Genomic DNA, 12368 nt, shown 5'->3' with positions numbered 1-12368 from the left:
CCTTAATTGGCTACATCCAATGATTTTTTAAATTCAGAAATAACAATTGGTAGTTCGGCAACAGAAGATCTTATTTCAGAAATGGTGCCATCCAAATATCTTGCTATTAATGCAAGCTCTCTGTCAAAGATTTCAAAGCTCTGCTTTAGACTGCTGTGGGTTTTCTCGCCAAATTCGCCCATGGATTGTTGAAGGCTTGAATTTAAGTTGTATAAATTTTTACTTACCTGATTCCAATTTTGCTGTAACTCTGCTATTTTTTGACTGACTTGTGCCGTATAACTTTCCATAAGCTTTACATAATTATCCTTTTGAGTCTCAAATAAGCCTTTTTCTTCATTCAACTCTTTAAATATTTGAGATGCCTCTGTGATGAATCTAGCTATATTCTGTGATGTAGATTCAATAAGATTGATATTTTCTATTAGTTTTTCATTTGCATTGTTAACCTTGTCAAAATAATTGGAAAACCGTAATATGGTATCTTCTACGCTGCTGTTTATCTCTTTTATATTGAGGCTTGTATCCGCTATATCTGCTAGCAGCTTTCCCACATTGTTTGTCATGCTGCTCTGCCATGAGATCATTTCATCGATAGAGTGAGCCAAAGCTTCAAATCTACCTTCCAAAGCACCATTCATATTATTGATAAACTCTTGGACAATTTTATTTAATCCCTCGATCTGATTTGTCGAAGCAGTATCAACAAATTTTTCTAAGAGAAGGTTTGAATTTTCCGAGGCGGTCTTAACCTCGCCTAAAACCTTTCCGAATGATTGATCTATTTTAGATACCACGCCATCATCCAGGACCTTAACTAAGGCACCTGCAAATTGAGGCATTACTATACTCTGCATTATATTTTGAACTTCAAGGCTAATATCTGACGCCAAAGTATTTATGGAACTTCTCTGTTCTTCTTCAAGTTCTACAATTTTAGCCAAAAAATCGTGCAGCTTGGGCTTTTCTAAATATTTTTCAAACATATTATTAAAAACATCCACGCGACTTTTATACTTAGCAATTCGATTTCTATCTATAATTGACCACGAAATGGATAAGATAATTCCTACTACTGATGTCACAAAAGCTAAATACATACCAGAAATAAGTATATTTATTCCACCTTCTAAAGCCGAGGGATTGGAAAAATCCAAACCTTTGAGCCCTCCTACAAGGCCTAGAAATGTTCCTAAAATTCCAAGACCTGTAAAAATACCCGGCATAAGGCCTGCAAAAGAACGATATCCATGCTTTGCAATAATCGTGTCATAATTTACAACTTCGGAAATACTGGAAAAATCGCCATTATATAAACGGGATTTTATCTTCTCTAATAGATTCAAAAAATAGAGCTTGTCCTCTCCTTTTAAATGAGGATCTGAAAGCTTTTTTTGTTTTTCAATTTCTTTTTCCAAGACTTCTACCGCGTGACTTGCTTTACTATGAATATCCCCTTCGATTTTAAATGCCCTTGATAAGACAGTCAGAGTTTCTGAGTATTTCTTCGGCAGACGATGAAAGTACCACATAGCTATAATAAAGATTGCCACCATTAAGCTACAATAAATATCAGTGGGTATTTTAGAAAAAGCAGTAACTAAGCTTATAAACATACCGCAACCTCCGCGAATCTCATAACTTTAGATTTATACAATATTATATAATATTTACAATGCAATAACTAGACGATTTTGATAATCGGATATAGTATTCTTTTTGTGATATGCAACAATTTCATGATATAATGATAAAAATACTAATATAAAATTAGGATGAGATAAGAACATGCAAAACAGTGAATTAATTTTATGCCAAAAGATCTATTAATTGCGATGGCAAAAAGCGAGGCAGTATTAAAGAACTTGTTATAAGAAATTATGATTGATTATGGGGGTCAGCACATGGACTCATTGTATTTTGCGAGACTAAAAGTTAACAGTGCGGAAGCTGTGATAGACAAGTTTTATGATACATTGATTGATACTGATAGAGGTTATAATTTTTTCGTCGATTTTATTGGCTTTTTTAATATTATCCCCTCTACGAATCTACGATAAAACCAAAGAGAAACTAAAAAGTTTTTGCGACTTTCTTATAAACATGTAAAGAAACTCTTAACCGCACTGCTGCGGTTTTTTCTCTTTCCAGGCATCACGGTGCAAGGAAGCCTCTGAAAAAGTGAAACAATATTACAAATAACAAAAACTGTCATCCTGAGCGTCAGCGAAGGATCTTTCGTCGAAGCGGCTTTAAGATTCTTCATTCCACCTCGTTTCATTCAGCATGACATAAACCCGAGATTTTCAGAGGCTTCCCTAGCATACACTTATTTACTTATTGACCCATTGCTTCTAAAATTTTGTTGTATAACGCTTCCTTTCGCTTTTCGAAAAAGGTATTAAAATCATCAGACCGTATAGCGTCAACATCTATTAGGTGAGTTTCTAAAATTTTGTTTAAGGTATCAGCATCAATATTTTTTTCTTTTTCAATGAAATCCAGATAAATACTTGGTGGATTTCCTCCTATTGAGCGGTTTGTTAAAGCTGAAAGCGGTGATTTGTTAATTATAGAATTGTATAGATCTTTAGGTATTCCCTGCTTAGCACAATAAGCTGTAGGAAATATATGATGAATGTCTATACTGTCATTGTAGTATGTCTGAAGATCAATGGGAACGCCTGATATAAAATCCCTACACCCTTCTCTCATTAAAAGAACATGCACACCTTTATATGCAGCACTGTTTCTAGTGCGCATAGTCAAAAGCCTGTCGGAATCGAAGGTTGCTTCACTTATCGTATCCGGCTTGCTTTTACCATCTAACCAATCTAAAACCTGTGGCAAGTCTTTTGCGAACCGAGTCTCAGTAGCAGCACCATACAATTCACCAAAAACACCGCACCAATACCATTGTGCTAGTTTCTGCCTTGTTGTGTGATTGTGGGCTTTCGGTCCTAATTCAACTAAGATTGCAGTTAAAGGTATCATTTGTGAGGGATATGGTATATCTTGATGTGAGAAGATTTTTTGTTCCATTAAAAATTTAGCAGCCTCATAAAACCCTTCAGTAACTTTGCCGCTCCATGCCTTGTATTCTTCTACCGTTAAATTTAAAATATCTCTGCGCTTACAGCCTACTGCAGCTCCAGGATTATCTTTCTTTCTATTATAAGTTACTAATAGCGCAATAGTCTGCAGAAAATCTGTATTTTCTAATATCGATAAAATAGGATTATTCTTAAATGCTTTAACATCTTCACTATTGCTTGGATTGCCTTCATATCTTAATTTCCAATCATCCCTTAGTGAAAAATTATCTGCTGCAAAAGAAGCTGTCAGTAATTCAAACACCGTCAAAGTTACACCGCCGGTGTTTACGTTTTCAAATACTTGGCATACAGCTTCTTTTGGTGTTGTATTCAAAAGTGTTATTACCGGTAATTGATAATTATTAAATGCTGAAAACGCCTCTGCCATGAACTTACTCCATCGCAAAGAGCGTTCTTGGGACATGTCAATGCTAAAATATTGATTTTGCCACTGTAAAAGTTTATCAGGTTTAAATAAATAATGTACTGGAAGCAGTCCGGCTTCACATTCTTTTTCCATAGTTGAAAAATCAGCTATTACTACATTGCCCTTGCCCCTTAATATTTTGTCCTCCGGCAGCGAAATTATAGCATCATCCTTATCTGAATTTACATCTGTTGCCATATTTATATCTAAATAATACCATCTCCTGATTTCTTTTCCGCGAACATCAGTAGTTTTAACCGGCTCATCTAAGTAAAGAGCTTGATACAAAGATGTTATGCGCTGCTGTCCATCTAATATAAGCCTTTGAGGTTCTGGCAGCTGCGGTAAGCAGACTCCCTCAACTAAGCGAGGCTTAAACCTTACATCAGGGTTTCCTGTTTCAAGCAGCATAACTGCTCCGATAGGAAACGACTTTAGAACACTTACAAGCAATTTGCGAATCCGTTCATTATCCCACACCCAACCCCTTTGAAAATCCGGAAGTTGTGTTCTTCCGTCTTGCACAGAATCAAGCAAACTTTTTAACATTTCCGATGTACTGTGAAATATAGTCGGCATTTGTTGAAACCCCCTGCTAATTATTTAGTAGCTTAGTTATAAATAAATTTTTTAAATTTTTACTTTAACTATAACTATATAAATTCGCCACCTTATGCGATTTTCCTTCTTACTTCTGCGGAGCACAGAGTCAGGCACTTGCTTATACACATATAAAAACCTTTGCGAATTAAACTTTCGTCCCTCTCGTGTGCCGCAGTGCCTGGGAAAATCCCTGGTTTATGTCATTCCGCATGAAACGAAGTGCAATGAATAATTCACCTCCGTCCCCAAAAATGGATCGTCCTCAAATATTCACTGCAAGGGAGGATTTTAGGTATAATTGTAGAAATATATAAATATTTGTATTTTTTGGTATAGAAAAGGAGTAGGAGATAATGAAAACTATTCAGGATTTAGATTTATTGGTTGAGAAATACAAGCGAAATTCAAAGCTAGGTTTAAATAATTCGGAAGCTGCGATGGAAGGAATTCAATTTTTACTTAGAGGTGACACACAATCTAGAGGCAAAGGCATGAAATATGTTTTTGAATTTCCTAATGATATTGGAGTTAATGCTTTTTTTAATTACTATAGGGTGCTGGATGAAGAAGAAAAAAATAAGACTATACAGGAACTCATGACTTGTAAAGAATATGAAAGAGAATATGGAAATGGCAGGCATTTTGATATACACAGCTTCCCCCGACTCAGAAGGAAGCCTTGGGGGACTTGTCCGGCAAGGAGAGCCTGAGCGCTTTCAGGAAATATTAGACAATATGTTAGAAGAAGCAAAATGGTGTTCATTAGATCCGCTCTGCATTAATATGAAAGGCCAAGGCACCTTTTCCCTAAATTACGCCGCATGCCACAGCTGCGCCCTTCTTCCGGAAACAAGCTGCGAAATTTCAAATTCATTTTTAGACAGAGCGGCCGTCGTAGGAACTCTTGAAGACAGAAACCTTGGGTTTTTGGAAGGAATATAACAAAGCGTAGAAGCGCTACATCTGCCACATTATGTAGAAGACAAAAATGCTCATTACTTGCGTGAAGATTTAACATAAGAATGTTACTAGTTGAACCAGGAGATATTGATTCCTTAGCGTATGGAATAATCGAATTAATCTCCAACAGAAAATTAAGAAAATTATTATCGGAACGAGGCAGGCAAACAGCACTGGATTTTGATGCAAAAATTATAGCGAAGAAATGGGAAGAATACTTATATAATATTGTTGAAGCAAATAAGTAGCTTGATAAACTCTTAAATAATTATTTAGGGAGACAGCGTATATGAATGAAAATACTGATATTAAGAAACAGTTGGCTTTATTAAACAGCGAACTAAAGCCTTCCACCCTCTCACTCTGCATCATTACAAAGGATGAAGAAAAGAATATTTCCCGATGTATAAATAGCGTTAAAGATATAGTGGATGAGATTGTGGTGGTGGATACAGGTTCAAAGGATAGGACGGTGGAGATAGCTGAAAGCCTTGGCGCAAAAGTGATACACGAAAAGTGGCAGGATGATTTCAGCAAAGCGCGAAATACTGCTATAGAACATGCCAAATCTGATTGGATATTGTTCCTAGATGGGGATGAAGAAGTTAAAAAGGAAGATGTTGCAAAAATTCTGCCCTTGCTAAACGACGATACCGTAGAAGCTTATATATTTAAATTTATAAACTATAGCGGAAGTAATGCTTCAGACGATCTTGCCCAGATTCACTATAATTTTAAGTTATTTAGAAATAATGGAAAGCTAAAATACGTATATCCTATTCATGAAAATTTAAAAAACGTGGCAGATGGCAGTGAGCCTATATTTAAAAAAGCAGATGTAACAATCTTACACTATGGATACTTGAGCGAAATAAGAATTGAAAAGAATAAGACACAGCGGTATATAAAAATGATTTCAGATTATCTTTTAGAACATCCCAACGATATGTTCCAGCATGTCAACCTAGGAGTAGAATACTGCAATGCAAGAGAGTATCAAAAAGCACTTAAACATTTAATGATTGCCCAAAAATCTTTATCTTCTAATTCATCTTTAATGATAAGAACATTAATATATCTAATATCTGCACATACTGAGTTAAAGGAGTATGAGCAGGCGCTAAATATTATTGAGCAGGCCGCATCAATATACCCGCAACTGCCGGATTTCAGATTTCTTGAGGCAAGCATATACGTGGAGCAAAAGCGGTATCAAAAAGCTATTGAAATGTTTACAGAATGTTTGTCTATAGGTGAATACAGCGGAGTTGCAAATACTATAGCAGGCGCTGGAAGCTACAAAGCAAGATATATGATCGCTTTTTGCTATGAAAAATTAGGCCAACTGCATAATGCCGTCAAAGAATACACCAAGCTGCTCGTAATAAAACCAGGATACGGTCAGGTTTTCAAAAAACTTTTCGAGATTCTTGTTAAAAATGAAACACCTGAAGCGGTAAGAGAATTCTTTGATAAGTACGTGGAAAAAACAAATTCTAACAACTTTGCTATATTGGCACAACTATACTTGGATATTGGAGAATTCAACGTAGTACTGCAATATCTTGAAGAAATTAATGTTGAAATTGGAGGATTAAATAATTTAAAGGGCATTGCATACATGGGCCTAAAAAAATATGAAGATGCCTTGAAATGCTTTGAAGCAGAATTCGGTAAATCAAAAAGTATGTCAGTTTACTATACATCCTTATGCTATATGATACTAAAAAATCTTGATCGCGCAAAAGACATATTGTGGGAACTGGAAGATTCAGCAGATAAAAAACTGTTCTTGAGTTTAATAGGCGATATGAGAGCAAAGTTTGATGATATAAGAGAATCGTTTTTCCAATTATTGAGTTTCTTATTGAAAATAAATGAATTTGAACTGCTAAATGATGCACTAAACATTTACAACATAGATTTTGGAAGAGACGACTATGCAAGATACGGTAAAATGATGCAGGAAAAGGGTTTTGAGGAGCAAGCACTTCAAGCCTATATTATAGCGGCAGACCGCAACTGCCAAGATCCGGGAGTTTACAGATATCTTGCACAAAAAGCAATTGAAAAAGGAATGAATGATGATGCACTTGTCATGGCCTCAAACGCGCTTAATTTAGATAAAACAGATATTGACAATTATATGCTGATATACCAATTGTATACCATTATGAATAAAAATGATGAAGCAGAATCAATCGGCGAGATTGTAAAAGAAATATATCCGGAGATAAATCTGGAAGAACTTTTAGCTATTTATCAGTAAAACAATTAGTTACCGCAAAGTATCAAAGCGAAAAATAGCGCAAAAAAGCTAAATGACATACTAATTGTGAGATTTATGAAGTAAAACGTGTAAAATGATATATAAAAGCCGAATTTCAAAATTAACTCTATTTCATATCTACCGATAATAAAAGTGAAAAGATGATTTCGATCCGGCCGGTCGAAAAAAATTTACCTGCAGGGATGCGGGAAAATAAAAAATCAGGGAGGAATAATTAATGAGAATTAACAACAACATTATGGCGCTAAACACTCACCGCCAGCTTTCAATCAACAATTCAAATATGCAGAAATCACTTGAAAAATTGTCATCCGGTTATAGAATAAACAGAGCCGGCGACGATGCTGCAGGACTTGCAATCTCTGAAAAGATGAGAGCACAGATAAGAGGGCTTAATATGGCATCAAAGAATGCCCAAGACGGTATTTCCCTTATTCAGACTGCAGAAGGCGGACTTAACGAAACCCACTCTATTCTGCAGAAGATGAGAGAACTTGCCGTTCAGTCATCAAGCGATACCAACATCGAAGTTGACAGAGGCGAGATTCAAAAAGAAGTCGACCAATTGGCAGCTGAGATAACAAGAATTTCTAATAATACCGAATTTAACACACAAAAGCTCTTAAACGGCGGAATCAAAGACATTAAGTTCCATATCGGCGCAAACGAAGGGCAGAACATTTCTCTAGGTATAAATGCGATGGATGCTTACTCATTAGGCGTAGCTCGAGACAGCGTAGAAGCAAGTATAGCAAGCGGAGCAACAAATATATCTTCCGTAAAACTTGGAGATACACTTGGCACAGGTATCGTAAACGGAGCCGCGATAGAAATTTCGGCAACAGATAATACAGGAACCGAAGCTACCGGGACACTTAGTACAACAGGTGCAAATGGTACCATAACAGCAAGTGCCGGATCAGTTGGGACGGCCCTTAATGGTGTAAAAATTGTTTTTGGAGATGATAGCGATGCCGCTTTAGCAGCAGCATGGGATGATACTACAAAGACAGTAACCATAACAGGAGATTGGGATAATAGTGCAACAGCAGCACCGGCTGATCTTAGCGCTATTGAGACAGCGATTCAAGGAGCAAACACGTCTTTAAGCAGTATATCGCTTTCGCTGGACGGCACATTTACCGCGTCGGGTTTGGTAAATGCCGGAACTATTGAATTAGCAGGTGGTGCTGATGCAAACCCAGATGAAACAATTGTAACATTTAGTGATGGCACTAATACTGAGACAGTAGTTGTTGCAGATTCGGCAAAAAGTGTTGCGGGAACCGGCGCTTTTGAAGGCCTTACATTTGAAACATCTGATGTGACAGCAGCCGCCGGCACTATTAACATTACTACTGTAGAAGCAGCGGCAGCTGACGTTAGCGATCCAAACAACATTATAGAGGCTGTGGCACCGAAGGGTATTGATGTATCCACTCAGGCAGCGGCTGATAAGGCAATTACAGTAATAAATAAAGCTATTGAAACGGTTTCTGCCGAGCGCTCCAAACTTGGTGCTATGCAGAACCGTTTAGAGCACACCATCAACAACCTAGATGCATCTGCAGAAAACCTGCAGGCTGCAGAATCCCGTATCCGTGATGTGGATATGGCGAAGGAAATGATGGAATTCACTAAGCAGAATATCCTGACTCAGGCTGCAACCGCTATGCTGGCTCAAGCTAATGCAGCTCCTCAGACTGTGCTTAAGCTTTTAGGTTAAACTCTGCATTATTTCTATAATCTTGCATGCCCGGCGGAATCCGCCGGGCTGTGTATTATGCGGGGTGATATTATTTGAGGATAGATTCATCTTATTTTAGCAATATAGATATGAGCTTTGCACAAAACCTTTCAAAAACCACAGGAGAAGCTGCTGATCTTAGGGGCGGGCAGGAAAATAAGGATTTTGAGCTTGACATAAAAAGCTTGAGAAGTTTATCAAATGAATATACATCTACGCGAATGGAGTTTAAAATCCATGACGGAACCAAAAGAGTGATGGTTAGAATAGTTGACAGGATAACCAGCGACGTAATAGCGGAGATTCCCCCGGAAAAGTTCCTCGATCTTTTAGCGGGGCTCTGGAAACAGGCAGGCCTTATAGTAGATGAGAAGGCATAAGCCTTAGGAGGAGGTGAGAAAAATGGCCTCAAGTTCAATGAGAATAGGCGGCTTGGTCTCAGGTATGGACATAGACCAAATTGTATCAGACCTGATGAAAGCTGAAAGGACAAAAGTCGACAAACTCTACCAGCAAAAGCAAATTCTAGAATGGCAAAAATCAGACTACCGGGATATAAACCTAAAGCTAAAGTCCTTTTACGACAGCACATTTAATATGAAGCTTGCAGGTTCATATTTGAAATATAAAGCAGTAGGGACAATGAACGATGGTGCAGACTTTAGCAAGTATTTTTCAGTGGCGCCGGGTGCCGCAGCCGTTCCCGGAAATTATACTGTTAAAGTTGAACAGATAGCAAGCTATGCAAAGCTTGAAAGCGCATCTGGCCTTGCAAAACCATTAACAGGACAGGAGCTTTCCGGCCAGATAGAAATTACAGAAGGCAGCAGATTTTCTGTAACAATAAATGGAGTAAAAAAGACTGTTGAACTAAACGCCGGAACATATGACACGTCAAATGCCGACGATATGAAGGCTCTGGCACAAGACCTGGAGGCGGCTATAAATACAGCCTTCGGCTGGCAGGGCGACAGTAATGGAGATACCATCAGCGGGATAAAGCGGGTGCAGGTAAACATTCAGAATAATAAGCTTACATTACAACCTGCAGAAAACTACAACAAAGTCCCGATAACCTTAAATGCAGTTGAAAATGACACAACCCTTTCAAAGATCGGATTTAGCGACGGCGCAGCTTACAGCCCGCTAAATCTAAACACATCTCTAAAGTCTCAGATATCAGGCAGTATTGGAGATACAAATATATCCTTTAAGATAAACGGAAAAGCCTTTGAATTTGATTCTAATGCAAGCTTGCAGACTATCCTTGATAAAATAAATACAACAGCGGATTTAGGTGCTACAGCACGCTACGATGCGCTAACAGACAAACTTGTAATATCATCAAAAGAAACAAGTCTTGGCGCAAAGGTAGAAATAACTGATGACAGCGGATTTTTCACGGCTCTCGGGTTTAATGCAGCCGAGGCTTCAGGGGAAAACGCCAGAATAGTTTTAAACGGCACCATTGTTGAAAAATCTACAAATGATTTTACTGCTTTAGGTATGAGATTTACCCTAAAAGAAACCATGGAAGTTGGCAAAACCGCGTCCTTTCATTTGGAAAATGATGTGGACAGCGTAGTAGACAATATAAAAAAGTACGTTGACCTTTATAACGAAACCATCGACTTAATAAACGGAAAACTTTCTGAGCAGCGCTACAAAGATTACACTCCTCTTACCCAAGAACAAAGAAGTGCCATGAGTGAAGATGAGATAAAGCTGTGGGAAGAAAAGGCGAAAAGCGGCCTCCTCAGATCTGACTCGATATTAAACAATATAGTAAATAATCTTCGCTCGGCGGTATCCACACCGGTTGCAGGACTGCCGAAAGGTCTAAATTCTCTTTCTTCCATAGGTATCACCACAAGTAATTGGAAAGAAAAAGGCAAACTATATGTTGATGAGGACAAACTTCGAGCGGCTATCACCCAAGATCCTGACAGCATTACAAAGCTTTTCAACAGCTCAGGCGATAATTACAGCAGCCAAGGAGTTGCGACCCGCGTATATGATATACTAAAGAGCGGTATAAATGATATTACTCAAAAAGCCGGCGGCGGAGAATATCAGATATATGATGACAGCGTACTTGGAAAAAAGATTACCGAGACAGAGGACCGTATTTCAGCATTAGAAGAACAACTGAAACAGACAGAAGATCGCTACTGGAGCAAATTTACCGCAATGGAACAAGCCGTCCAGTATGCAAACCAGCAGAGCATGTGGATAAGTATGCAGTTTGGAACATATTCGGGCAGCAGCTCTTAGATTTTATAGCAGATGCAAAGGGGGTCTATAGATGATAAACGCCAACGGTTATCAACAGTACCGTTATAACTCCATAATGTCAGCCTCTCCTGAACGATTAATGATTATGCTGTTTGAGGGAGCGATAAAATTTGTAAGGCTTGCAAAAAAAGCCGTGGATGAAAAGGATATTGAGAGCGCCAACTACAATATTGCAAGAGCCGAGGACATAATTGCCGAGCTTGAAGCAAGCCTTGACATGAGCTACGAAGTGTCAGAAGACCTTGTAAAAATCTACGATTTTTTGTATAGACAGCTTATTGAAGCAAATATCAAGAAAGATGTAAATATACTCGATACAGTAGAGTCAATGCTAACAGATTTAAAAGATACATGGAGCGAAGCCTGCATTAGATTAAAAAAGAATGCCTGATTTATCAAAAAAGGCAGCAGGAGAAATACAATGGAAAAAGATGTATTGAAATTGCTTGAAGATAAATTAAGCTATATGAAAAAACTTTATAGCAGCACAGAGAAAATTTCCGGCGCACTGCAAAAAGACGATGCTGAAGACTTGCTAAATGCCATGAGCGGCAGGCAGCAGCTTATAAGTGAAATCGATCTTACAGACAGCCGCCTGTCTGCGCTTTTTAAAGGCGATATCGCAGCTATGAGGGAGTATATGCTCAACCATTCAGACCCTAAAATCAGGCAGTTATACAATACTATAGGAGAATGGCTTAAAAAAATAAAAAAACTTGATGATGAAAATCGAAGCTCTATTGAAAAGATGTTCTTAAAACTAAAAGATGATATTGAAAATTTAAATAGCATGAAAAGCGCTCTCAAAGGATACGGAGTTATCGGGAAAACCTCGCGGGGCGGGGCTTTTATTGACACAAAAAAATAAAGTGGCGAAGTATGAATAACAAATTATTTTTCTTGCTTTTTTCAAGAATTGCGTTTATAATTAGGCTTGAGGCATAACTTAGG

At 37.9% G+C, this 12368-nt stretch carries 12 protein-coding genes; 10 read left to right on the top strand and 2 right to left on the bottom strand.

What is annotated here, in order from left to right; genetic code table 11:
* Positions 1-2: 2 nt before the first annotated feature.
* Entirely contained in the window at positions 3-1616 is a 1614-nt protein-coding gene (locus TSYNT_RS01695) for a hypothetical protein (protein ID WP_059031431.1), read from the bottom strand.
* Positions 1617-1904: 288 nt separating this feature from the next.
* Between TSYNT_RS01695 and TSYNT_RS11820 the strand changes: the two genes are divergently transcribed.
* Entirely contained in the window at positions 1905-2060 is a 156-nt protein-coding gene (locus tag TSYNT_RS11820; protein ID WP_162780979.1) for a hypothetical protein, read from the top strand.
* 277 nt (positions 2061-2337) lie between these two features.
* On the opposite strand, the gene TSYNT_RS01690 is transcribed toward TSYNT_RS11820, so the two are convergent.
* The gene (locus TSYNT_RS01690; RefSeq protein WP_059031430.1) at positions 2338-4101 is read right to left on the bottom strand and encodes a GmrSD restriction endonuclease domain-containing protein; all 1764 of its coding nucleotides are present in this window, start codon (positions 4099-4101) and stop codon (positions 2338-2340) included.
* Between the two features lie 377 nt (positions 4102-4478).
* Between TSYNT_RS01690 and TSYNT_RS01685 the strand changes: the two genes are divergently transcribed.
* From TSYNT_RS01685 to flgN, 9 genes are all read left to right on the top strand, one after another.
* Complete coding sequence (locus tag TSYNT_RS01685; RefSeq protein WP_059031429.1) at positions 4479-4835, top strand: hypothetical protein; 357 nt, start codon at positions 4479-4481, stop codon at positions 4833-4835.
* The gene (locus TSYNT_RS12145) at positions 4738-5067 is read left to right on the top strand and encodes a DUF1998 domain-containing protein (RefSeq protein WP_337589716.1); all 330 of its coding nucleotides are present in this window, start codon (positions 4738-4740) and stop codon (positions 5065-5067) included. Before TSYNT_RS01685 ends, TSYNT_RS12145 begins: the two co-directional genes overlap by 98 nt.
* 80 nt (positions 5068-5147) lie before the next feature.
* On the top strand, positions 5148-5333 hold the full coding sequence (locus TSYNT_RS01675; RefSeq protein WP_059031427.1) for a glycosyltransferase: 186 nt from the start codon (positions 5148-5150) through the stop codon (positions 5331-5333).
* A 41-nt stretch (positions 5334-5374) separates the two neighbouring features.
* Positions 5375-7354, top strand: coding sequence for a tetratricopeptide repeat-containing glycosyltransferase family 2 protein (locus TSYNT_RS01670; protein WP_059031426.1), 1980 nt, complete (start codon positions 5375-5377; stop codon positions 7352-7354).
* 238 nt (positions 7355-7592) lie between these two features.
* Positions 7593-9101, top strand: coding sequence for a flagellin N-terminal helical domain-containing protein (locus tag TSYNT_RS12030; RefSeq protein WP_059031425.1), 1509 nt, complete (start codon positions 7593-7595; stop codon positions 9099-9101).
* A gap of 74 nt (positions 9102-9175) precedes the next feature.
* Positions 9176-9502 carry a flagellar protein FlaG gene (locus TSYNT_RS01660; RefSeq protein ID WP_238142618.1) on the top strand — a complete coding sequence of 109 codons (327 nt, stop codon included), beginning with the start codon at positions 9176-9178 and terminating at the stop codon, positions 9500-9502.
* A gap of 22 nt (positions 9503-9524) precedes the next feature.
* Positions 9525-11396, top strand: a complete 1872-nt coding sequence (gene fliD / locus TSYNT_RS01655) for a flagellar filament capping protein FliD (RefSeq protein ID WP_059031424.1) — start codon at positions 9525-9527, stop codon at positions 11394-11396.
* A 31-nt stretch (positions 11397-11427) separates the two neighbouring features.
* A complete protein-coding gene (gene fliS / locus TSYNT_RS01650) occupies positions 11428-11808 on the top strand; it encodes a flagellar export chaperone FliS (RefSeq protein WP_059031423.1) in 381 nt (126 codons plus the stop codon).
* A 30-nt stretch (positions 11809-11838) separates the two neighbouring features.
* A complete protein-coding gene (flgN, locus tag TSYNT_RS01645; protein ID WP_059031422.1) occupies positions 11839-12285 on the top strand; it encodes a flagellar export chaperone FlgN in 447 nt (148 codons plus the stop codon).
* The last annotated feature ends 83 nt before the right edge of the window (positions 12286-12368 follow it).

This window comes from Tepidanaerobacter syntrophicus, from assembly GCF_001485475.2.
Classification (GTDB): domain Bacteria; phylum Bacillota; class Thermosediminibacteria; order Thermosediminibacterales; family Tepidanaerobacteraceae; genus Tepidanaerobacter; species Tepidanaerobacter syntrophicus.
The sequence above is the reverse complement of the archived record's forward strand: the minus strand, read 5'-3'. Positions and strand labels throughout refer to the sequence as shown.